Source organism: Streptomyces sp. NPDC019443 (assembly GCF_044389785.1).
Classification (GTDB): domain Bacteria; phylum Actinomycetota; class Actinomycetes; order Streptomycetales; family Streptomycetaceae; genus Streptomyces.
This window is the reverse complement of sequence record NZ_JBIRYJ010000003.1, coordinates 756,604-777,703: the sequence shown is the minus strand read 5'-3', so window position 1 is coordinate 777,703 and position 21,100 is coordinate 756,604. Positions and strand designations below refer to the sequence as shown.

17 protein-coding genes are annotated in these 21,100 nt (G+C 71.1%); 11 read left to right on the top strand and 6 right to left on the bottom strand.

Features of this window, described 5'->3' with window-relative positions; genetic code table 11:
* Nucleotides 1-44: 44 nt before the first annotated feature.
* Nucleotides 45-893 carry an endolytic transglycosylase MltG gene (mltG, locus tag ACH492_RS13905; RefSeq protein ID WP_398986053.1) on the top strand — a complete coding sequence of 283 codons (849 nt, stop codon included), beginning with the start codon at nt 45-47 and terminating at the stop codon, nt 891-893.
* A gap of 6 nt (nt 894-899) precedes the next feature.
* On the opposite strand, the gene ACH492_RS13900 is transcribed toward mltG, so the two are convergent.
* The 4 genes from ACH492_RS13900 to ACH492_RS13885 form a co-directional block, all read right to left on the bottom strand.
* Nucleotides 900-1,958: an NAD(P)-binding domain-containing protein gene (locus ACH492_RS13900; protein WP_398986229.1), complete on the bottom strand. Its 1,059-nt coding sequence runs from the start codon at nt 1,956-1,958 to the stop codon at nt 900-902.
* 66 nt (nt 1,959-2,024) lie between these two features.
* Nucleotides 2,025-3,566 (bottom strand): aldehyde dehydrogenase family protein, encoded by a 1,542-nt coding sequence (locus ACH492_RS13895; RefSeq protein ID WP_398986051.1) that lies wholly within the window; start codon nt 3,564-3,566, stop codon nt 2,025-2,027.
* Nucleotides 3,563-4,903 (bottom strand): 2-oxoadipate dioxygenase/decarboxylase family protein, encoded by a 1,341-nt coding sequence (locus ACH492_RS13890; RefSeq protein WP_398986049.1) that lies wholly within the window; start codon nt 4,901-4,903, stop codon nt 3,563-3,565. Before ACH492_RS13890 ends, ACH492_RS13895 begins: the two co-directional genes overlap by 4 nt.
* A gap of 33 nt (nt 4,904-4,936) precedes the next feature.
* Nucleotides 4,937-6,136 (bottom strand): NAD(P)/FAD-dependent oxidoreductase, encoded by a 1,200-nt coding sequence (locus tag ACH492_RS13885; RefSeq protein WP_398986047.1) that lies wholly within the window; start codon nt 6,134-6,136, stop codon nt 4,937-4,939.
* Nucleotides 6,137-6,310: 174 nt separating this feature from the next.
* Here ACH492_RS13885 and ACH492_RS13880 point away from each other — a divergent pair, with 174 nt between their 5' ends.
* The gene (locus ACH492_RS13880; RefSeq protein WP_398986045.1) at nt 6,311-7,306 is read left to right on the top strand and encodes a LysR family transcriptional regulator; all 996 of its coding nucleotides are present in this window, start codon (nt 6,311-6,313) and stop codon (nt 7,304-7,306) included.
* A gap of 519 nt (nt 7,307-7,825) precedes the next feature.
* Nucleotides 7,826-8,248: a secondary thiamine-phosphate synthase enzyme YjbQ gene (locus ACH492_RS13875; RefSeq protein ID WP_398986043.1), complete on the top strand. Its 423-nt coding sequence runs from the start codon at nt 7,826-7,828 to the stop codon at nt 8,246-8,248.
* A gap of 38 nt (nt 8,249-8,286) precedes the next feature.
* Here the strand turns inward: ACH492_RS13875 and ACH492_RS13870 are convergent, their stop codons facing one another.
* Together ACH492_RS13870 and ACH492_RS13865 are read right to left on the bottom strand one after the other, a co-directional pair.
* Nucleotides 8,287-9,531, bottom strand: a complete 1,245-nt coding sequence (locus tag ACH492_RS13870; RefSeq protein WP_398986040.1) for a PucR family transcriptional regulator — start codon at nt 9,529-9,531, stop codon at nt 8,287-8,289.
* A 33-nt stretch (nt 9,532-9,564) separates the two neighbouring features.
* The gene (locus ACH492_RS13865) at nt 9,565-9,747 is read right to left on the bottom strand and encodes a hypothetical protein (protein WP_398986038.1); all 183 of its coding nucleotides are present in this window, start codon (nt 9,745-9,747) and stop codon (nt 9,565-9,567) included.
* 240 nt (nt 9,748-9,987) lie between these two features.
* On the opposite strand from ACH492_RS13865, the gene ACH492_RS13860 reads away from it, so the two are divergent.
* The 8 genes from ACH492_RS13860 to ACH492_RS13825 all read left to right on the top strand — a co-directional run bounded on the left by ACH492_RS13860 (nt 9,988) and on the right by ACH492_RS13825 (nt 20,990).
* Entirely contained in the window at nt 9,988-10,941 is a 954-nt protein-coding gene (locus tag ACH492_RS13860) for a DUF3068 domain-containing protein (protein WP_398986036.1), read from the top strand.
* Between the two features lie 239 nt (nt 10,942-11,180).
* On the top strand, nt 11,181-12,389 hold the full coding sequence (locus ACH492_RS13855; RefSeq protein WP_398986034.1) for a glycosyltransferase family 4 protein: 1,209 nt from the start codon (nt 11,181-11,183) through the stop codon (nt 12,387-12,389).
* A gap of 78 nt (nt 12,390-12,467) precedes the next feature.
* Nucleotides 12,468-13,145 (top strand): class I SAM-dependent methyltransferase, encoded by a 678-nt coding sequence (locus ACH492_RS13850; RefSeq protein ID WP_398986032.1) that lies wholly within the window; start codon nt 12,468-12,470, stop codon nt 13,143-13,145.
* 22 nt (nt 13,146-13,167) lie between these two features.
* Complete coding sequence (locus ACH492_RS13845; RefSeq protein ID WP_398986030.1) at nt 13,168-17,463, top strand: alpha-(1->3)-arabinofuranosyltransferase family protein; 4,296 nt, start codon at nt 13,168-13,170, stop codon at nt 17,461-17,463.
* Nucleotides 17,460-19,076, top strand: a complete 1,617-nt coding sequence (locus tag ACH492_RS13840) for a condensation protein (RefSeq protein WP_398986028.1) — start codon at nt 17,460-17,462, stop codon at nt 19,074-19,076. Before ACH492_RS13845 ends, ACH492_RS13840 begins: the two co-directional genes overlap by 4 nt.
* The gene (locus tag ACH492_RS13835) at nt 19,073-19,864 is read left to right on the top strand and encodes a class I SAM-dependent methyltransferase (RefSeq protein ID WP_398986026.1); all 792 of its coding nucleotides are present in this window, start codon (nt 19,073-19,075) and stop codon (nt 19,862-19,864) included. The genes ACH492_RS13840 and ACH492_RS13835 overlap by 4 nt, the downstream gene beginning before the upstream one ends.
* 3 nt (nt 19,865-19,867) lie before the next feature.
* On the top strand, nt 19,868-20,779 hold the full coding sequence (locus tag ACH492_RS13830) for a DMT family transporter (RefSeq protein WP_398986024.1): 912 nt from the start codon (nt 19,868-19,870) through the stop codon (nt 20,777-20,779).
* Nucleotides 20,769-20,990 (top strand): Trm112 family protein, encoded by a 222-nt coding sequence (locus ACH492_RS13825; protein WP_108147387.1) that lies wholly within the window; start codon nt 20,769-20,771, stop codon nt 20,988-20,990. The genes ACH492_RS13830 and ACH492_RS13825 overlap by 11 nt, the downstream gene beginning before the upstream one ends.
* Nucleotides 20,991-21,100: the final 110 nt, after the last annotated feature.

The following is a 21,100-nucleotide window of genomic DNA, read 5'->3' as shown; positions in this document are numbered from 1 at the left end:
GCCGGGTCCGGCGATCGGCGCAGCCGCCGGGTTAGCGTGCCCGCATGATGAACGAACCCCCGCCGGTCCGGCCCGGGCGCAGGTTCCGCCTGACCCGCCGTGGCCGGCTGGTCCTGATCGTGAGCGCGGTCGTCGTCATCGCGGCGGCCGCGGTGCTGGTGTCCCTGCTGCTGAAGCCGGCCAAGGAGAAGGAGAAGGCCTCGCTGCTGATCCCCGAGGGCTGGCGCGCCTCGCAGGTCTACGCCGCCGTCGACAAGGCCCTCGACAAGCGGCCCGGCACCACCCGGAAGGCCGTCGCTACGGCGACGCTGAAGCTGCCCGCCGATGCCAAGGGCAACCCCGAGGGCTACCTCTTCCCCGCCACGTATCCCATCGACGACAAGACCACGCCGGCGAGCCTGCTCAGCTACATGGTCAACACGGCCAATCAGCGGTTCGGGGCCGACCACATCAGCAGCGGCGCAAAGCGCAGCGGCGTGACGATCTATCAGACGGTGAACATCGCCAGCATCGTGCAGGCCGAGGCAGACACCCCCCAGGACATGGGAAAGGTCGCCCGGGTCATCTACAACCGGCTCGCCGAGGGGATGCCGCTCCAGATGGACTCGACCCTGAACTACGCGCTGAACCGCAGCACTTTGGACACCACGGCCGCAGACACGAAGATCGACAGCCCGTACAACAGCTATGAACGCACGGGCCTGCCGCCGACCCCCATCGACAACCCGGGGGAGCAGGCGATGCACGGGGCGATCAATCCGACGCCCGGGAACTGGCTCTACTTCGTCACCGTCGCGCCGGGGGACACCCGCTTCACCGCCAGTTATCGGGAGCACCTGCGCAACGTCGAGCAGTTCAACGCCAACCGCTCAAGCGCGAGCAGCGGCCGCTGACTGCCGTTACACCAGTGCCGCTTCGCCCTCCAGCAGCCGCATGATCTCTCGGACCGCGTCCCGCCCGGCGCGGTTGGCGCCGATCGTCGAGGCCGACGGCCCGTAGCCGACGAGATGGATGCGTGCGTCCCGTACGGCACGAGTGCCGTCGACTTGGATGCCGCCGCCCGGCTCGCGCAGCTTCAGTGGTGGGAGGTGGTCGATCGCCGCGCGGAAACCGGTCGCCCAGAGGATCACATCCGCCTCCACCGTCCGCCCGTCGTCCCAGGCCACTCCAGTCGGCGTGATTCGGTCGAACATCGGCTGCCGCTCCAGGACCCCCGACTCGCGGGCGCGCCGCACGGCGTCGTTGAGCGGCAGCCCGGTCACCGAGACCACGCTCTGCGGCGGCAGTCCGCGGCGTACGCGCTCCTCCACCATGGCCACGGCCGCCCGCCCGAAGTCCTCGTTGAACGGGCCCTCGCGGAAGACCGGCGGCCGCCGTGTCACCCAGGTGGTGTCCGCCGCCACCCCCGCGATCTCCATCAGATGCTGGGTCCCCGAGGACCCGCCGCCGACCACCACCACGCGCTGCCCGGCGAACTCCTCCGGCCCGGGGTAGTTCACTGTGTGCAACTGCCGTCCCCGGAACGTCTCCTGGCCGGGGTAGCGGGGCCAGAACGGGCGGTCCCAGGTGCCGGTCGCATTGATCAGCGCCCGCGTCGACCAGGTCCCCTCCGAGGTCTCCACGAGCAGGCGCCCGCCCTCGCCCTCGCGTACCGCGGTGACGTCGACGGGCCGGTGGACGCGCAGATCGAAGCGCTGCTCGTACGCCGAGAAGTAGGCACCGATCACCTCGGAGGAGGGCCGCGCGTCGTCCGCGCCGGTCAACTCCATGCCAGGCAGCGCGTGCATGCCGTGCACTTTGCCGTACGTCAGCGATGGCCAGCGGAACTGCCAGGCACCGCCCGCTCGCGGGGCGTGGTCGAGCACCACGAAGTCGCGGTCCGGAACCAGACCGGCGCGTCGCAGATGGTAGGCGCCGGACAGGCCTGCCTGTCCGGCGCCGATGACGACTACGTCCATGTCCCGCGCCCCGAAGTTGTTCACACTTCTACCAACCGCGCCGGGGCCGTGGATCTTCCCGCGCACTTACAGGAAGTTGACTCCCTGTGCCAGGGGAAGGCTGTCCGAGTAGTTCACCGTGTTCGTCGCCCGGCGCATGTACGCCCGCCAGGCGTCCGAGCCCGACTCGCGCCCGCCGCCGGTCTCCTTCTCGCCGCCGAACGCCCCGCCGATCTCTGCGCCCGAGGTGCCGATGTTCACATTGGCGATGCCACAGTCCGAGCCGTCGGAGGCCAGGAAGCGCTCCGCCTCCCGCTGGTCCTGCGTGAAGATGCTGGACGACAGGCCCTGTGGGACGCCGTTGTGAAGCGCGACCGCCTCCTCCAGGCTCCGGTAGGTGAGCACATAGAGGATCGGGGCGAAGGTCTCCCGGCGTACGACGGCCGTCTGCGCGGGCATCCGTACGACCGCGGGCCGCACATACGCCGCGTCGGGCGCCTGCTCCGCCAGCTGCCGGTCGCCGCCGGTGAGGATCTTCCCGCCGTCGGCCTCGGCCGCCGCCAGCGCCTCGGCCATCGCGTGGTGCGCCGTACCGGAGATCAGGGGGCCCACCAGGGTGCCTTCCTCGAACGGGTCGCCGACCGGCAGCTGCCCGTACGCGTGAACGATCTTTTCCAGCAGCTGCTCGGCGACGTCCTCGTGGACGATCAGCCGGCGCAGGGTGGTGCAGCGCTGGCCCGCGGTGCCCGCCGCGGAGAAGACGATCCCGCGCACCGCGAGGTCGAGGTCGGCGGACGAGGTGACGATCGCCGCGTTGTTGCCGCCCAGTTCGAGCAGACAGCGGCCGAAGCGGGCGGCCACCCGAGGCGCGACCTCGCGCCCCATCCGGACCGAGCCGGTCGCGCTCACCAGCGCGACGCGCGCGTCGTCGACCAGCCGCTCGCCCGTCTGACGGTCGCCCAGGAGGAGCCGGTGCACACCCTCGGGCGCACCGGTGTCGGCGGCGGCGCGGGCGAGCAGGGCGTCGCAGGCCAGAGCGGTCAGCGGAGTCAGCTCCGAGGGTTTCCAGACGACGGTGTCACCGCAGACCAGGGCGATCGCGGTGTTCCACGACCAGACGGCGACCGGGAAGTTGAAGGCCGAGATCACTCCTACCACGCCGAGAGGGTGCCAGCTCTCCGAGAGCCGGTGGCCCGGCCGCTCGGACGCCATGGTCCGCCCGTAGAGCTGCCGGGAGAGACCGACGGCGAAGTCACAGATGTCGATCATTTCCTGTACTTCGCCGAGCGCCTCGGAGCGGATCTTGCCGGCCTCGATGGTGACCAGATCGGCCAGGTGCTCCTTGTGCTCGGTCAGCAGCTCGCCCAGCCGCTTCACCAGCGCCCCGCGCTGCGGCGCGGGAATCGTGCGCCACTGCCGGAAAGCCTCATCAGCCTCGCCGATCGCCGCGTCGGCCTGCTCGGGCGTGGTGGCGGGCAGCGTGAACAAAGTGGCGCCGGTCAGCGGTGTACGGGCGATGACGTCGCCGCCGCCGCCCGCAGGCAGCCCGGCGCCGCAGCGCAGCAGGCTCTCCCGGGCCCGGGCGCGCAGCGAGTCGTTGTCGGGAAGCGTGGTGCTGTTGCTGGTCAAGGCGTGTCCTTGGGGAGTCCGAGGGCCTGGCGGGCCTGCCGAAGTGAACTGTCCTGCTGAGCGGCATAGAGGTCGAAGGGGTCGTGGACAGGGCGCTCCAGTACGCCGGAGAGCCACTGCTGGTCGTAGTGAGCGCCCAGGGCGGTGGCGTCCCTGGTGCCCTCTTCGCTGAGGTTCGACTGGAAGATCCCGGCGGCCGACCGGGGCAGGAAGTCCTCGTAGACGATGGGGCCGGCGCTCACCCAGTCGCCGTCGACGAGGCCCGCGAGATCCTGCGGCGGTGTGCGGCCGTCCCCGGGCCGGTCGTCTGTCGGCTCGTAGCGGAAGAACGCCTGTTCCTCGACGGCCAGTTGGCGTTCGGTGCGCGGGAAGCGGGCGGCCCAGACCTCAGCGGGCTCGCCGATCAGCTCGTCGTAGAGGGCTCGGCCCGCCCGGGTGAGTGCGATGCCGCGCGCCTCGACCTCACCGAAGCGCACCCGCAGGGAACCTTCGCCGACGCTGCCGTCCGGCTCGCGGAAGCGGCGCGGCTCGGCCAGAGCGCGGAACGACGTCTGGCGCAGCAGCACATCTGGACCGTCCCAGCGCGGCGGCCCCTGGATCCGGTCGATCATCGTGATGCCGCGCTCGCCCATGCGCCGGTAGAGCTCGTCGATGTCGAGCACCCGCGGTGTGAGGTGGTTGATATGGGTGCTGGCGACGCCCCCGATGTCGGCGGCGACGGCGGAGATCCGCTCCAGCTCGGCGTACCAGGGACGGTCCACCGGCTCCGGGGACAGTTCGAAAGCGGCCACCGCCAGGGTGAGGAAGCGCTCCGCCTGCGGCTCGTCGAGGCCCTGTTCCCGCTCGGCGCGCGCTGCCAGGTCGATGAGCTCGGTCGGGAAGAGTTCACGCCGGCCCAGGAACGACTCGAGGCGGGCCTCGAGCCCGGCGTCGAAGAACCGGCGGTCGGCGGTGGTGAGCATGGAGGTGAAGACTCGGAAGGGGTTGCGTTCCAGCTCCTCGGCGTCGATGGGCCGGAACGCGGTGGAGACGACCGGGACCGCGCTGGCCGCGGCCTCGCGTAGGTCGTAGAAGCCCACCGGCTCCATGCCCAGCGCGGCGAAGATCTGGGCGGCCTGGCGCATCTCGCGCGCGGTGCCGACGCGGATGGCGCCGTGCCGCTCCGCCGTGACGCGCTCGATGCCGCCGAGCCGTCCCGCGTCGCCGTTCTTGCCGATCACCTCGTCGTTGACCTGCGCCGACACCTCCAGAAGCGTGGTGTACGCGGGGACTTCCGCGCCGTACATGTCGGAGAGCCGACGGGCGAACTCGGCCCGCAGCCGCCAGGTGGGGATCACCGAGTCCTCCTTCCGGTCCGGTGGGGATGGGGGTCAGATGATGTGGGCCTCGGGGCGGACGGCCGCGGCATGCCCCTCGAAGCGGGCCGCGGAGAGCGGTCCGACATCGATGAACGGCGTCCTGTCCAGATAGAGGTCGCGGACGATCTCGCCGACCGCGGGCGCCTGTAGAAACCCGTGCCCGGAGAAGCCGGTGGCATACAGGAAGCCGCTCACTTCCCCCGCCCGGCCGATCAGCGCATTGCGGTCGGGCGTCATCTCGTACAGTCCCGCCCAGCCGCTCTTCGCCTCCAGATCCGCCAGCGCCGGTGCCCGCCGCAGCGCCGCGTCGCGGAACGGCTCCAGCCACTCCCGGCTGAACTCCCGCCCGAAGCCCGGCTCCTGGCGCGGATCGGACAGGCCGAGGACCAGGCCGCCCGCGCCGTCGTTGTGGAAGTAGAGCGTCGAGGCGAAGTCGAGGGTGAAGGGGATCCGCGGCGGGGCGGGGGTCAGCGGACCGGTCAGGGCGATCTGCCGGCGCAGCGGGGTGACGGGGAGGTCCACTCCCGCCATCGCGCCGACGGCCGCCGACCAGGGGCCCGCGGCGCAGACCACCGCCCGGGTGCGCACCGTCCCCGCCGTCGTCCGCACCGCACGCACATGTCCGCCGTCGACGTCGATTCCGGTGACGGTGGTGTGCGTACGGACCGTCGCGCCCAGCCGCTGGGCCGCGCACAGATAGCCGATCACCGCAGCCTTCGGCAGTGCGTAGCCGTCGGCGGGGGAGTACGCGGCCGCGACGATCGAGCGCGGATCGAGAAAAGGGCAGAGTTCGTGCGCCGCGCGGGGCGCGATGATCCTGCTGCGGACACCGAGCTCGTTCTGTACGCGTACAGCCTGCTGGAAGGTCGCAACCTCCGCCTCGCTGCCGAGGAGGAAGAGATAGCCGACGCTGTCGATCCCGATGTCGGCACCCGGGCGCGTGGTGAACGCGCGCCAGGCCTCCAGGCTGCGCTGCCCCAGCCGGATGTTGAGCGGATCCGAGAACTGCGCGCGAATCCCGCCGATCGGCTTGCCCGACGAGCCGGACGCCGGCTCGTCGCGCTCCACCACCAGGACATCCCTGACCCCGGCCTCGGCCAGGTGGAAGGCGACGCTCGCCCCGACGACGCCACCGCCGACGATGACGACGTCCGCGGCCGCGGGAAGGGGAGCCGAGGGAGCGGAATCCGAACGGAGAGCGCTGTGAACCATGAAAGAGCCGTCCCGTCTGCTCGACACATCCCGGTATACATCCCGGTATACATCTCGGTGTGAGCCGGTATGAGCCGGTATGAGGCGGAGTCCGTGCGGTGAGAGCCATGGTGGACGCCGCCGACTCTTCGCGTCCATTGACAGTTTCAGCAGTCGATCTTTTAGATCCTCTCTATGGAACTGGGCGGAGTACATCTGCGCGCGCTGGTCGAACTCGCCCGCTGCGGCACGATGACCGCTGCCGCGCGCGGCTACACCCCTGGCGCGATCTCCCAGCAGATCGCCCAGCTGGAGCGCACCGCGGGCGCGCAACTGATACGACGGGTCGGGCGCCGGGTCGAGCTCACGGACGCCGGGCACACCCTGGTCGTCCACGCCGGTCACATCCTGCGGGCCCAGGCCGAGGCGGCGGCCGCGATCGAGCGCACCCGCACGGAGATCGCGGCGCGGCTGCGGCTCGGGGTGTTCGGCACGGCGGCGGCCGCGTTCCTGCCGCCCGCCTTGCGCTGGCTCGGCGAGCACCACCCGGGCGTGCGGGTGGTCAGCCAGGAGGTGGACGTCGACCAGGCCCATGCGGAGGTCTCCGCCGGGCGGGTCGACCTGGCGCTCGGACTGGACTACCCAGACGCCCCGCTCGCCCGGGACGAGGCCTCTGAACTGGTACGGCTCCACTCCGAGCGGTTCTCCGTGGCTGTGCCGACGCCGGACGCGCCGTCGGCCGGGACGGCCTGGCGGCTGACCGAGCTGGCCGAGCGGGAGTGGATCCTGCCTGCCCCCGAGTCGTACTACGGACGTGCTGTGCGTACAGCCTGCCGCCGGGCCGGGTTCGAACCGCGCGTCGTCCACGAGGTCACCGACACCGCGACCTCACTGGCCATGGCCGGTGCGGGGCTCGGTCTGGCCCCGCTGACCGGGCTCATGCTGCGACTGCGCTCGGAGGGCATCGCCCCGGTGCCGCTCCACGACGTGGTCGAACGCCATGTGGTGGTAGCCGTACGGGCCGCATCCCGCGGGCGGCCGTCGGTGGAGGTCCTGATCGAGGCGCTGCGCCGCGCGGCGACGGGGCGTCCGACCGTCGTCGGCACACCGCCTTTCTGGTCACCGGCGTTGAGGGTGAACGACTGCCCGGCCTCGATGAATTGCTCGTCAACACCACGGATGCCCGCGTAGCGCGACGCCGACCACGCCCTCCAACAGCAGCCCGACCGCGACACGTTGGAGAGCAGCGGGCCAACGGTGCGCCGCGGCCGGCGCGGGTACGGAGCGACCACGGGATCCGGGGTCCGATGCGGGGCTCACCGGCTCCAGTTCCAGTTCGGGGGATGTCGGGTTCTGGGAAACGAGCGATATATCCGGCGGGCATGACCGATGGCCATGGAGGCTCCACAGGCAGGGGAGATGAGCCTCAGCGCCCGTACACGGCGCGACTACGCGGGCACGGGCTCAGTGAGGGGGGCAGCAGAAACGAAAGAGCGCGCGGGGAGGGCGCTGCAAACGGGGAGGAAGCTGAAAGGCGTCAGCCGCGACAACACGCGGCGGAAGCCACCCGCAGCAGGTCTACGTGACCGCGCGTGGTGACCAGAGCTGTACGCAACATGGCGCAGAACGCAGCGACCGGTGCCGGATCCGGTCACTGGCGTCTCGGTCCTCGGACGCGCGATCTTGCGGAACGAACGAGAAGATGGACCCATGCCCGGACCCTTCACCACCAGAATCCTGAACATCTCCACCGGCTCGGACGAGACGGTGACCGATCTGACCCGCGCCTGCGAGCAGTTTCTCCAGGAGACCGCGGGCGGCAGAGACGGCTTGCTCAATGTCTTCGTCCCGCATGCGACGGCCGGCATTGCCGTCATCGAGACCGGCGCGGGCAGCGACGACGATCTGCTCGCCACGCTGCTCACGCTGCTGCCCGCCGACGACCGCTGGCAGCACCGGCACGGCAGCCCCGGCCACGGCAGGGACCATGTCCTGCCGGCCCTCGTCCCGCCGCACGCCACTCTGCCGGTGATCGGCGGCCGGCTGGAACTCGGCACCTGGCAGTCCGTCTGCCTCGTCGACACGAACAAGGACAACCCGAACCGCCAGGTGCGGCTGAGTTTCCTAGGTTGATCAAGATTGTCCTGGGGGTGGCCGCCGATTCTCCCGGGTCAGTCAGGCGGTGGGACGAGATCACCGCGCAGCCGCCGAGCGCGAAGCACCAGCTCCAGTTCGAAGCGGCGGTCCGGGTCGTCCAGGTCCTCGCCCCACAACTCACGGAGCTGTCTCAGCCGGTAGCGCACGGTTTGCGGGTGGACTCCGAGCCGGGCGGCCACCTCCGGCGTGCCACCTCGCGTTTCCAGCCAGGCCAGCAGGGTCTCGGCGAGACGGTGGGCGTGCGCCGGGCCGCCACACTCGTCCAACTGGGCGAGCCGCCGCCGCGCCAGCTCGTCGATCAACTCCCCTGCAGGCAGCAGCACCAGGGCTTCGACGTGCTCGCCGCAGTGCAGGAGCCGCCCTTGCGGCAACAGGCCCTGCTCGATCATCCCGACGGCGGTCTCCGCCCAGCGCAGCGACGTGGCGGCCTCCGCCAGGGGAACCGACGGGCCGATCGCGCCGGACCAGTTGGCCATCGCCCGGTGCAGCAACTCCGCGCGCCCGGGGGCCTCCGGGTCCGGCACCACCATGCGCGGGTGCTCGCCCTCCATGTCGAGCAGCACCTCGACGCCCACGGCGGGGGCGACAGCCTCTTGGGCGGGGCGGAGCAGCACGGCCACCGCCACCTTTTCGGGCAGTTGCCAGCCGACGCCGGCCGCGCGGTCGGCGAGGAAGGCGGACGGATCCGTGCGGTGCTCGGCGAGCAGGAGCTCGACGAGTTGTCGTTGCAGGCGCAGCCGCTCCCCGGCCTGGCGGGCGACGGCCTCGGCGTAGCCGCGTACCGACTGGGCCACCATGACGTCGAGGTACTCGAACGCGGACTCGGCGAGTTCGTACATGGCTGCGGGCGGGATGTCGACCTGCTGGCCGATCTCCGCCATACGCCGCCAGGAAAGGCGTACGCCCAGCCGGTAGATACCCTGCAAGGAGTCCAGGCTGCGCCCCTGCGTGACTTCGCCGCGCCCGAAGTCCTGGAACATCTCGGGAAGGGCGCGCGGCCGGTCCGACCCCGTGGTCATCTGCTCCACGAAGAGCTCCAGCGCGTGCCGGATCGCCACCAGGGCCTTCGGCTCTCCGGACTCGTCGGCGATGAACGCCAGACCCGGATATTCCCGTCGGATCGCGGCGAGGATGTCCTGTGCAAGCTCGGGGACCTGCTCCAAGGCTCGGTCGGCGAACCGCTGAATCTGTTCTCGTGGCACGTCGTGCCACGCTGACGACGCTGCCACAGCACCTTCTCCCGGACGTCCGGTCCGCATGCCGCTCGATCAGCGGGCCGGGATCTTCACAACCTAGCCCGCGCTGGAGCTCGGTGTGCCGGACGTCCCGTTGGCGGGAGGGTCGGGGAACGTGACGAGCGGCACATTCTGCTGCTCGGGTGTGACATTGAGGGCGGCGACGATTCCGAAGGCGGCGACTGTGGCCAGGACGGCGGAGGCGACGCAGGTCAGGAAGGCGGCGAGCAGTCTGGGCATGAGGGTGATCGGCCTCTCTATCGATGAGGTTGTCACCCAGCGCGCCGGCCCGGTCCGGCGCGATCAGTATGCGAGTCGCATTGACAGGTGGTCAAGCTCCGCCTAATTTCGCCGGTCACAGCGCTGTTACTCCCGGGTACGCCACTCCTCGGCCCGGACAGGCTGAGATCCGTGCGTGTGACCCCTTCCCGCACTGTCCACGAACGCCCCGCATATCCCGCCCGCATTGGAGTACCCCGCATGCGCCGTTCAACGTCGCGTTTGTCCCTGATTTTGCTGGGTACTGGCGTTTTTCTGCTGGTACTCACTCAGCTGCTCGTCTGGTACGTGGAGCCGCGTGCCAAGCGCACGCCGACCGACGTGAACTCCACGACGGTCTTCAGTGGTGAGGGTAGTTATTTCGACACCGGATCCGTCTCCACGGTGGACGGCCAGACGATAACGATCACCCGCCGGGTGCTGGGCGACGTCGCCGGCAGCGAGCGCAGCGGAAACGCGATCTGGGACGTGTCGACACAGATCGACACCCCGAAGACGCTGCCGCTGGCCGACCCGCGGAAATCCCTGCAGTGGACCACGGAACGCTGGGTCACCGACCGCCGGACGAACCTGCCGGTGCGCTGCTGCGAGGAGAAGCCCAGGTTCGAGGGCGAGGCCTACCTGAAGTTCCCGTTCGACGTCGAGAAGCGCGTTTACACCTGGTGGGACAGCACCCTGGGTGCCACTGTGCCGCTGGAGTTCAAGGGCACCACCAAGATCCGCGGCCACCGGGGCTACCTCTTCGTCGGCACCGTCGCGGCCACCGCCACCGGCACCCGTCAAGTGCCCGGCGTGCTGGTGGGCCGCCCGCAGGGCCAGGTGCTCGCCGAGGAGTGGTACTCCAACGCGGGGATTGAGCTGACGGTGGACCAGCGCACGGGCCGGATCATGAACGCGGTGATCGCGCCGACGAAGACGCTGCGGGCCCCGGGTTCGAAGAAGGACGCGGTCACCCTGCTGTCCAGTAAGCGGCTGGAGTTCACCGAGGCGACCCGGCGCGAGCAGGTGACGCTGGCCTCGGACGACGGCAGTCGGCTGAAGCTGCTCGGCGAGACTGCGCCCGTTGTGGGCGGGATCGCGGGCGGTCTGCTCGCCGCCGCCGGCGCGCTGATGCTGATCCGTGGCCGCCGGCAGACGGAACACTCAGCCGAGTGATGAAAGTGGGCCGACGACCGGCCCAAACTTGTCACCCGCGTGAGTAGTGGAACGAATCACTCGAACGAACACTTGGGTTACCCCACAGTAGGAACCAGTGATTCCGGTTTGCGTCGGACTCCCACCCTCAGGAGTCCGCCGGCGTACCCCGCACACCGAGCCAGCCCAGCGCTTCACCCCCGGAAGCCCGGCAATCCCTCACCCGCCTGCCCCCGCAGCCGCCGAGTTGGAGCACCTCTATGCCCCAGCACGCGTCCGCTCTGGCCTCCGGCCAGGAGGACTCCGTCCCCGCTCAAGCCCGTACCGGCAGCGCAGTCACCAACTCGCTCGCCGATGACCCGCACATCGCACCCGTCGCGGAACCTCTGCCGCGCCGGATCACCTTCCTCGCCCGCCGTGACCTGGGCAACCAGGCCGCCGGCGGCTCGGAACTGCTCATCGACCGGATAGCCGGCGGTCTGACCGCCGGCGGCCACGAGGTCACGCTCGTGTGTGGCGGCCCGGCCGCAGAACGCGACTACCGGGTGGTCTCCGCGGGCGGTGACGCAGGACACTTCCTGCGCGCCAGGAAAACCTTCGCCCGCGAGGTCGGCGACTGCGACCTGCTGGTCGAGGTGTGCAACGGCATGCCGTACCTGGCGCCGCTGTGGCACCGCGGACCGACGTTGTGCCTGGTCAACCATGTGCACACCGATCTTTGGCAGATGCGTTACCCGGGCCCGGCGGCCCGGCTCGGCCGCAGGCTGGAGCACTGGGCGCTGGCAGGCACCCACCGCGCAAACCTGATGGTGGCCGTCTCCGAGTCGACCGCCTCCGAGCTTCGCGGCATCGGCGTGGCCGCGGACCGCATCCGGATCGTCAACAACGGCGTCGAAGACCCCGGCGCGCTGCTGCCCGAGGCGAAGGAACCGCTGTTCCTGGCCGTCGGCCGGCTGGTGGAGTACAAGCGCATCGATCTGCTCCTGCGGCTGTGGGAGCGGGTCCGTCCGGTCACCGGCGGTCGGCTCGTCATCGTCGGTGACGGCCCTGAACGGGAGCGGCTGGAAGCCATGGCCGGCCCCGGTGTGACGTTCGCCGGCCGGGTGTCGGAGGCCGAGAAGCACCGGCTGATGTGCGAGGCGTGGCTGCTGTTGCACCCCTCCCTCGTCGAGGGCTGGGGGCTGGTCGTCACCGAGGCCGCCGCCCGGGCCACTCCCGCAGTCGGTTTCGACATACCGGGCCTGTGCGACTCCATCGAGGACGGGGAGACCGGGGTGCTGGCCCGGGGCGAGAGTTCGTTCGCCGCCGCGTGGTGCACTCTGTCCCTCAGTGCCCACCGGCGCGCAGCCATGGGACGTGCCGCCGCGCGTCGCGCCGAGCGCTTCCGCTGGAGATCGACGGTCCGTCAGTTCCAGGCGGTCGCCGCCGAGGCCGCGGCGCTCGCCTCCGCCCCGGGACGCGGGAGGTGAGCAGCCATTTTTGATGTCACCGAACGCGCGTTCAAGGATCCGTCGCTGCGGCGATCGGCCACCCTCTTCCGGGCGTTCATGCGCGAACAGAGCGACCCCGAGCGGTGCTACACCCTGCTGGCCCGTGACTCGGTCGCACAAGTGGCACGTCATATCGACCTGCCCGGCAAGATCGTCGTCGACATCGGCGGCGGCAGTGGCCACTTCACCGAGGAGTTCCGCCGCCACGGCGCGCGGAGCTACCTCTTCGAACCCGACCTGCGGGAGCTGAGCGCCCGCGGCCCGGTGACCGAGGACGCGGTGCTCGCCGACGGCTATCTGCTGCCGCTCGCCGACGGCGCGGCGGACGTGTGCTTCTCGTCCAATGTGCTGGAGCACGTGTCGGACCCGCAGACGTTCATCAGCGAGATGGTGCGGGTCACCCGCCCCGGCGGACTGATCTACCTGTCGTTCACCAACTGGCTCTCCCCCTGGGGAGGTCACGAGACAGCGCCGTGGCACTACCTCGGGGCCGACCGGGCCCGCGAACGCTACGAACGGCGCACCGGCCACGAGGCCAAGCACACGGTCGGCGAAAACCTGTTCCCCGTACATATCGGTCCCACCCTGCGGCACGTCCGCGGCCGCGACGACGTGCAAATCGTCACGGCGCGGTCCCGTTACTGGCCATTCTTCGCGAGCACGATCACCCGGGTCCCGGGACTCCGCGAGATCGCCACCTGGAATCTGCTGCTGATTCTCAGGCGAAGCCCATGAGCAAGCGAAGCGAGGAACGGTCATGACCACTACGGTCCAGGCGCCCACCCGGGCGCCGCAGCCCGGCCCGACGCCGTCCGAGGCGTCCGGGGCGCCGCGCGGACGACGTCCGCTTTTCGGCTTCTGGGCCGTCGTGCTGGTGTCCTTCCTCGCGGTGTCACCGGGGAAGATGACGTTCGAGACCAAACTCGGCGTCGCCCTCGACCCCGGGCGCTTCCTCGGCGACCTCGGTTCGCTGTGGAACGGCAACGTGGGCCTCGGCGGCATAGCCAACCAGTACATCGGCTACGCCTTCCCGGCGCTCCCTTACTACGCGTTCATGGACCTGCTGCAGGTGCCGGTGTGGCTGGCCGAGCGGCTCTGGCTGTCGATCATCGTGACCGCCGCCTTCTGGGGTGCGCTCAGGCTCGCCGAACGGCTGCGTGTGGGCACGCCCGCGACACGGCTGCTCGGTGCGGTGGTATACGCGCTGTGGCCCACCTTCACGATCGTCATTGGCTCGACCTCCGCCGCCGCGCTGCCCGGTGCACTGCTGCCCTGGGTGCTGCTGCCGCTGACCTCCGCGGCGCTGAGCCCCCGTATGGCCGCCGCACGCTCGGCCATGCTGATCCCCGTTATGGGTGGCGTGAACGCCGCCTCGACGCTGGCCTCGCTGCTGCCCGTGGGTCTGTACCTGCTCAGCCGCCCGGCCGGCCGGCGTCGGCGCGCGCTGCTGGGCTGGTGGATACCGGGCGTCGTGCTGGCCACCGTGTGGTGGGTGGTGCCGCTGTTCCTGCTCGCCATCCACGGCGAGAACTTCATGCCGTACGTCGAGCAGGCCGAGACCACCACCGCCACCATGTCCGCGACCGAGCTGCTGCGCGGCGCCGGCAACTGGGTGGCGTATCTCAACTTCGGTGAGGCATGGCTGCCGGCGGGCTGGACCGTCGCGGCCTCCGTCGTCACCGTCCTGGGTTCGGCGTTCGCCGCGGCGATGGGGCTGGCGGGCCTGGCCCGCCGGGACCTGCCGGAGCGCCGCTGGCTGCTGCTGACCGTCCTGGCCGTCGTCCTGATCACGCTGGCCGGGTACGGCGGCGCCTTCGGCGGTCCGTTCCACGGTGTCGTGCAGGAGTGGTTGAACGGGTCGCTGAAGCCCTTCCGTAACATCTACAAGTTCCAGCCGGGACTGGCCCTCGCGCTCGCCCTCGGCCTGGCCCACCTGACAGCTGTGTTCTCCGCGAGCAGAAGTCCTCGCGCACTTCCCGGTCGCCGCTGGGCGCCCGCGGTGGTGGCGGTGCTGGTACTGCCTGGCCTGGCCCTGCCGTACCTCAATGGCTCGATCCTGCAGCCCGGCGCCTTCACCAAGCTGCCCACCCACTGGGAGAAGGCTGCCGACTGGCTCAAGGGCAACGCCCCGAACAGCCGGGCCATGGTCGTACCGGCGACGGCGCACGGCATCTACACCTGGGGTTCCCCCATCGACCAGCCGTTCGACGTGCTGGCCGAAACGCCCTGGGCACAGCGTGACTTCGTCCCCTTCGGTACACCCGGTTCACGCCGTGCGACGGACGCCGTCGAGCAGGCGCTGCTGTCCGGCACCGAGGTTCCGGGCCTTCAGGCGTACCTGGCACGGGCCGGCATGCACGAAGTGGTCGTGCGTAATGACCTCGACCCCGACCAGATCGGATATGTCCCGCCGCAGACGGTGAAACGGACCTTGGAATCGTCCGGCTACAGCAAGGTCGCAGGGTTCGGCCCGCTCGTGACCGGCGGGCGCATCGCCGCCGACACCCCGCTGCAGGTGCAGGGGCTGTATCCGCGGCTCCAGTCCGTGGAGATCTATCAGCCGCAGGATCGCGACGTGCGTCCCGAGAGGGTCGGTGTGTCGGCCGCGGCCGACACAGCCGTGGTCAGTGGCGGACCCGAGGCGTTGCTCCAGCTGTCGGCCGACCCCTCGATGGCCGGCCGGCCGGCCGTGCTGGCCGGGGACAGTCTTCCCAACGGCGTCACCGCACCGGTGAAGGCCGTCGCGGACGGGCTGCGCCGAGCCGACACCCGGTTCGGCCTGGTCAACAACAACACCTCGTACACGTACACCCAGGACGAGCGCAATCACTCCGGCAGCCTGCAGAACCCGGGCGAGAAGCCCAAGCAGATCCTGCCGTCGGAGGGCACCGATCACCAGACGACGGCCGACCTGCGCGGCGCGACGTCCGTGACGGCCTCCAGCAGCGGCAATTGGCTGTTCCACCTGCCGCAGTACGACCCGGTGAACGCCTTCGACGGCAACCCGGACACCGCCTGGGCCGAGGGCAGCCCGGGCAAGCCGGCCGGTCAGTGGCTCAAGGTGGACTTCTCCGGGCCGACCGACATCCCGGCCTCCATCCAGCTGACGCCCCTCCCGGGCGACAGCATGCGCGCTGCGCCCACGCGGGTGCGGATCGAGACCGACCGCGGTTCGGCCGAAAGCCCGCTGCAGACGAACGGCCAGCCGCAGACCGTCAAGGCGCCCGTCGGCGAGGCCTCCTGGATGAAGATCACCGTCCTTGCCGCGCAGCAGGCGCGGCCGGGCCTGTCAGGGGCCGGCTTCTCCGAGGTGTCGATCCCGGATGTGCAGGTTACGCGCATGCTGGCGCTGCCCGCCGACGCGAAGCGCACCGACGCGGCGGCGACCGTGTACTCCCTGCACCGCGGCACCGACGCGGGCGGCTTGTCGCCCGTATCGGCCGAGGTGGGACTGCACCGGCAGTTCAGCACCCAGGAACCGGGCGAGTACAAGGTGTCGGCGCGAGCCGTCGCCGTGCCCGGCGGCCCGTTGGACGAACTGCTGGACCTTTCGGCTCCGGGATCGAAGAACCGGGTGACGGCCTCCGCGGACTCCACCAGCCGCAACGGCATGTCACTCAGCGCCCGCAACCTGGTCGACGGTGATCTGACGACCGCCTGGATCGCGGGCGACCGGCCGGTCGTCCACCTGAGCTGGCCCAAGAAGGAGAAGGTTGACGAGATCATCCTGGCGTCGGCGGGCGGGGTGTCCACCCGGCCCGAGCAGGTGCTGATCAACTCGCCGCACGGCGCCGCGACGGCTGATGTGGACGAGAACGGGCGGGTGCGCTTCCCGGAGATCGAGACGAACCGGCTCGACATCACCGTCAGCAGGGTCGCCCCGCTCACCGTCCACAATCCGGTGGCGGACGCGCAGTTGCAGCTGCCGGTCGGGCTCAGTGAGGTCCACGTTCCCGCGCTGGCCGACCTGCGGGTGCCGCCTCCGAAGCCGTCCGCGCGCTTCTCGCTGCCGTGCGGTGAGGGCCCGGACCTTGCCGTCGGCGGCGTCCTGCACAAGACGAAGGCCTCCGGATCCGTCCGGGACCTCACCGAGCGGCGTCCCGTCACCGTCGCACTCTGCGCGGGAGAGGAAAAGGACGGCATTCTGGACCTTCCGGCGGGAAAGCACGAGGTGGAGGCGGGTGACGCGGGTCCGCTGGCGATCAGCGACGTCACGCTGACCCAGGGCACCCCGCAGGAGATCGCGGGAGCGGCGGGCCGCGAGGCCACCGTCACCAAGTGGACCGACGACAGCCGGACCGTGTCAGTGTCGGCCGGCTCCGGCGACGCCGCGTACCTGCAGACCTACGAGAACGCCAACGACGGCTGGAAGGCCACCCTGGACGGCACGGAGCTGGAGTCGGTGCGGCTCGACGGCTGGCAGCAGGCCTGGGTGGTCCCGGCCGGGGCGTCCGGCACGGTGAACCTGGAGTTCGAGCCGTCCAGGCCGTACCGGGCCGCCCTGATCGGCGGTGTGATCGCGCTCGCCGCGCTGGCCGCACTGGCCTTCGTGGGCCGCAGGCGCAACGCCGGCGGAACCGACGAGGAGCTGCCCGAACCGGCGGCCCCCGGGATGCTGCTCGGGACGCTGGCGCTGACCGCCGTCGTCGCGGTGGCGGCGGGTCCGCTGGCCCTGGTGGTGCCCGTACTCGCCGTGGCGGCCCGGTTCCGGCCGGCTGTCCTGGTGCCGACCGCCGCGGTGGCGATGGCCGGAGCGGGCATCGCCGCGGCCGTCGGAGCCGCGGAGCCGGCCGCCGCCGGACAAGGCGCGTTCAGCGCCTTCGCCCAGGTACTGGCACTCGTGGCCCTGTCCGCCGCCTTGGTGACGGCGGTAAGCCCGGCGTCCGCGGCCGCCGGTTGGAAAAGCGACGGCGGTGCCGACGCGCCGGAAAGCGACGGCGGTGCCGACGCGCCCGTAGCCGGACCGGTGGTCACGGCCCGGCAGAGAAGCACGGGCGCCGGGGACTGGCCCGAGCCGCCCCCTCGGCATCCGGGAGGCGGTGGCCCGTCATGACCTCGTCGCGGACCGCCGCCGGGTGGGGGACCGCAACCCCTCCCGGCGGGGTCCGGCTTCCCTTTCCGGTCATCGATGAGGTGTCGCGGCACTGCCTAAGTGACGACGAGCCGGAGACCGTACACATCGAGGTCCATCTGCCCGGACGGCTGGACCCGGCACGGTTGCGGACCGCCTTCCGACGGGCGCTGCTGACGCACCCCCGGGTGTTGATGCGGGAAGTGCCCGGCCGCCGGTACCGGCGGTCCTTCGCGTGGGAGCTGACCGGCGAACCGGACAGCGACCAGGTGAGCTTCGCGCAGCCGGGACCCGACGCGTTGGGCCGCGCCCGCGCGCGAGCCCTGACCCAATGCCCGTCACTGGCACTGTCGCCGCCGATGCGCCTGGAAGTCATCGAGGTGGACGGGGGAACGGCCGCCGGTGAGCCGCCGGAGGCGGGCGTGCCGGGGGCGACCCGGACCGTGCTGCTGCTGACGATGCATCACACGGCCCTCGACGCAGGGTCCGGGCTGCGGGTGCTCGCCACGACCGCGGAACGGTACGGCGGTTCGGCCGCTCTCCCCGTCCCCGGGCCGGTTCGGCTGGACCCCTCGGGGCCGGCCCCGGTCGCGACCGACGGCACGGGCCGCGCGGTGTGCGCGCGGCCCGTGCGAGTCGCGCCGGACTCCCGCCCCGAGCCGGTGCGCGCCCGCGCCGCGGGCAACGGCATGCTGCAGGCGGAACTGCCCGTTCCGCCGCGTGTGGGTCGGACCGGCGGGCTCGCGCCGTGGACCGTCAACGACCAACTTCTGGTCGCGGCGTCACTGATGGTGGGCCGCTGGAACGTCTCGCAGGGCAGGCAGGCCGGTCCGGTGCGGATCACCATGCCCGTCGACGACCGTCCGCGCGGCAGAGAGATGCCGATGGGGAACGGAACCCGGCTCGTCGAGGTGGCCATGACCTCCGAGGACCCGCGCGACACGGACCTGCTGCTCGGTGAGCGGCCGGACCTGGCGGCCGTGGCCCGGTTGCTGGGCACCACCGCTCGGCGCACCCGCGCGCTGAAGTCGGCCCAGGGTGCGCCGCTGGGTTCCGGGGCGAGCCTGTTGACCGCGCGGCTGCTGCCGGTCGGAATCCGGGGCGCGCTCACCCGTGGCGCGCGGCGGGCGGCGGCGCCCTGGACGTCGACGGCGCTGGTCACCAATATCGGACGCGTTCCGTACTCGCTGGACTTCGGTGATGCCGGCCGGGCGAAAGCCGTGTGGTTCTCCGCACCGGCGCGCATGCCGCGCGGGCTGAGCGTGGCGGCGGCTTCCACCGACGGGCGACTGCATGTGACGCTGCGCTGGTCGCGGGCGCTGCTCGGTGACGCGGCGGGCGCGCACCTGGCAGGCTTGTTCGAGCAGTCGCTTTCGACGACGTCACAGGTCACCCGGGCCGGGTCGAACGCTTGGGGTTTTGGGTCGGAAGCTGACATTCCGGAGGCGGACGCCACCGCTCCGGACCCCGAAGCGCCCGGAGCTCGGGACAAGGCATGCCGACCCGGCGGGCCGTACGACCGCGACGCATTGCGTCCGGACCCGACACCGGGTGGAGTCCGCTCCGCCCGGGAGAACCGTGGGAGGCCGTCATGACCCCCTCATCCAACGGCTCCGCCGCCGGGAAATCGCCCGAGGCACCGGTGCATTCGCCGACCCGGCCCGTCCCCGGGCTGCGGGATTTCTACGAGGACCCCACCGTCCCCGTCGCCTCCGGCGAGGCCCGTAGTCTGCGCCAGGCCCGGATGCTGGCCGATGCGCTCGGGCCCGCCGGGCCCGGCCGCCCGGCCGCGACCGTGCTCGACGTGGGCTGCGGTGACGGCTCGGCGGCCGCGACTGCCGCCCGCGTACTGAGGGGGCATCGCATCGTGGGAGTCGACTGGTCGCAGGACGCGCTGCGCCGGGCGGCGCCGCGTCTGAGCCAGGTCGTCCGCGGCGAGCTGACCGGCGGTGGGCTGCCGTTCGCCTCCGGCAGCGCCGATGCCGTGCTGTTCAGCGAGGTCGTCGAGCACCTCGTCGACCCCGACAGCGCCCTCGACGAACTGCACCGGGTGCTGCGACCCGGGGGGCATCTGATGCTCTCCACGCCGAACCTTGCCGCCTGGTACAACCGCGGGCTGCTGCTCGCCGGAGTCCAACCGGTGTTCTCCGAGGTGAGTCTGCGCCGCATCCACGGCAGGCCGGGCAGCCAGGTGGTGGGTCATCTGCGGCTGTACACGGCGCGCGCACTGCGCGAGTTCGTGGCGGCGTCCGGGTTCGAGGTGGTGACGGTCGCCGGTGCGCCGTTCCACGGAGTGCCGCGCCCGCTCCGCCCGCTGGACCGCTTGGCCTGCCGACTGCCGTCCCTCGCCTCCATCCTCCTGGTTCACGCGAGGAAGGTGTAGCCCGTGGTGTGGGGAGTGGCCGCCGCACTGGCGGCGAACGTCCTGTACAGCACCGGCTTCGTCCTGGAGAAGCGGGCTCTGGCCGGCATGCCGCCGCTGAGCGCCGCACAGCCGGGCCGGGCCCTGCTCCTGCTGGCCGGCAGGCCCTTGTGGATCTGCGGGGCCACGGTGCTCGCCCTGGGGTTCGCCGCCCAACTGGCCGTCTACCGCACACTGCCGATCGCCGCCGCCCAGGGTCTGTTCCTGTCAGGGCTGGTCCTCCTGCTGGTGCTCTCGTCGGTGGTGCTCGGTGAGCGCCCCTCCGGCCGTGAGCAGCGCGCGGTCGCCGTCATCGGGCTGGCGCTGGTCATGGTGGTGTCCTCGCTGTACGAGAGCAGCGAGGAGGTCAGCCGCAGCGCGCCCGCGGGTCTCCTGCTGGCGCTGTGCGTGCCGACACTCGCGGCCGGACTGCTGCTGTACGCGGCCGCGGAACGGCGAGCCCGCCGGCGTCACCGGCAGCCGACCACCGGAGTGGCCTACGCGGTGGCGGTCGGTCTGCTGTACGGGGTCAGCTCGCTCGCCATCAAGGGCATCTCCGGACACCTGGGCACCTCGGACCTCCAAGGCTCCGTGCCGGCCCTGCTCGCCTCCCCCTACCCGTACCTTCTGCTGTTCACCGGGATCAGCGGACTGGTGCTGTCCCAGACCGCCCTGCAGCGCTGCCGCGCGTCGCTGATCGTCCCGGTCTGCTCGACGGTGACCTGCGTGTTCACCATCGTCAGTGGCACGATCGCGTTCGACGAGCCACTGCCCGAGGACCCGCTGCGGCTGCTGCTGCGCCTCGGCGGCACCGCGTTGGCACTGACGGTCCTGCTCACCATGCCGCGACACGACGCGGACACCTCCACCTCCGAAGGAACCGGCCATGAAGCCTGACAACCCGCTGCTGAAGATCCTCGCCTGCCCGCTCGACAAGGGTCCGCTGATCCTCGACGAGATCAGGGGCGCTCTTTACAATCCGCGCCTGCGCCGCCGCTATCCGATCGTCGACGGCATCCCGCAACTGCTCCCCTCCTCCGGCGAGCCCGCCGTCGAGCAGGAACATGACGCACTGCCCGCCGAACTGCCCGACTCTGGCAGTTCGTGACCGCCACTGCGCCTTGACCTGTGTCTTTACGGGGATTCCGCCATCTCCATGCCTTCCCGACGACGAACCATGTGGAGTGCCCAGTTCGGGGTAGTAGGGCGTTGCCCTAA

Bases quoted from the DNA above. Each gene is read 5' to 3' on its own strand.
- mltG (WP_398986053.1), top strand. From the start codon at position 45: ATGATGAACGAACCCCCGCCGGTCCGGCCCGGGCGCAGGTTCCGCCTG.
- ACH492_RS13900 (WP_398986229.1), bottom strand. From the start codon at position 1,958: ATGGACGTAGTCGTCATCGGCGCCGGACAGGCAGGCCTGTCCGGCGCC.
- ACH492_RS13885 (WP_398986047.1), bottom strand. From the start codon at position 6,136: ATGGTTCACAGCGCTCTCCGTTCGGATTCCGCTCCCTCGGCTCCCCTT.
- ACH492_RS13880 (WP_398986045.1), top strand. From the start codon at position 6,311: ATGGAACTGGGCGGAGTACATCTGCGCGCGCTGGTCGAACTCGCCCGC.
- ACH492_RS13875 (WP_398986043.1), top strand. From the start codon at position 7,826: ATGCCCGGACCCTTCACCACCAGAATCCTGAACATCTCCACCGGCTCG.
- ACH492_RS13870 (WP_398986040.1), bottom strand. From the start codon at position 9,531: ATGCGGACCGGACGTCCGGGAGAAGGTGCTGTGGCAGCGTCGTCAGCG.
- ACH492_RS13865 (WP_398986038.1), bottom strand. From the start codon at position 9,747: ATGCCCAGACTGCTCGCCGCCTTCCTGACCTGCGTCGCCTCCGCCGTC.
- ACH492_RS13860 (WP_398986036.1), top strand. From the start codon at position 9,988: ATGCGCCGTTCAACGTCGCGTTTGTCCCTGATTTTGCTGGGTACTGGC.
- ACH492_RS13855 (WP_398986034.1), top strand. From the start codon at position 11,181: ATGCCCCAGCACGCGTCCGCTCTGGCCTCCGGCCAGGAGGACTCCGTC.
- ACH492_RS13850 (WP_398986032.1), top strand. From the start codon at position 12,468: ATGCGCGAACAGAGCGACCCCGAGCGGTGCTACACCCTGCTGGCCCGT.
- ACH492_RS13845 (WP_398986030.1), top strand. From the start codon at position 13,168: ATGACCACTACGGTCCAGGCGCCCACCCGGGCGCCGCAGCCCGGCCCG.
- ACH492_RS13840 (WP_398986028.1), top strand. From the start codon at position 17,460: ATGACCTCGTCGCGGACCGCCGCCGGGTGGGGGACCGCAACCCCTCCC.
- ACH492_RS13835 (WP_398986026.1), top strand. From the start codon at position 19,073: ATGACCCCCTCATCCAACGGCTCCGCCGCCGGGAAATCGCCCGAGGCA.
- ACH492_RS13825 (WP_108147387.1), top strand. From the start codon at position 20,769: ATGAAGCCTGACAACCCGCTGCTGAAGATCCTCGCCTGCCCGCTCGAC.